Below are 450 nucleotides of genomic sequence, written 5' to 3'. Positions count from 1 at the left end.
CGCACCGCGATGGAGTACATGAAGTCCTTCTACACCGAGAAGATCTCCCCGGTCGGCACCAGCGCCCTCAACGGCTTCATCAGCGGCGACGTCGCGATGTTCCCGTTCTTCCAGTCGGTCATCGCCAACGTCCGGACCGGCGGCACCAAGACCGAGGGCAAGTGGGCCGTCGCCCCGATGCCCACCGGCCCCAGAAGCGGCTGCTCCATGGTCGGCGGCCACAGCCTGGTCGCAGGCTCCGCGAGCAAGAACCTGAAGGGCGCCGGCACCTTCATGCGCTGGCTGGCCTCCCCCGAACGCAGCGCCCAGTACATGGACTTCCACGCGATCTTCCCGTACGACCTCGGCAAGGTGGACCCGGCCGTGAAGGCCACCGTGGACGGCAAGGTCAAGGCCGACCCCAACTGGGCGCCCATCTTCGAACAGCTCGCCCGCAACACCCCCGACCTG

Annotated in this window: 1 protein-coding gene; it reads left to right on the top strand. The window is 67.6% G+C overall.

Going from position 1 to position 450, the window contains the following annotated elements:
• Nucleotides 1-18: 18 nt before the first annotated feature.
• Nucleotides 19-450, top strand: a 432-nt coding sequence (locus tag PUR56_RS00195) for an extracellular solute-binding protein (protein ID WP_329947334.1), incomplete at its 3' end; no start/stop codon positions are given.

Origin of the sequence: Streptomyces sp. BE303 (assembly GCF_036290945.1) — a bacterium.
GTDB lineage: Bacteria > Actinomycetota > Actinomycetes > Streptomycetales > Streptomycetaceae > Kitasatospora.
The sequence above is the reverse complement of the archived record's forward strand: the minus strand, read 5'-3'. Positions and strand labels throughout refer to the sequence as shown.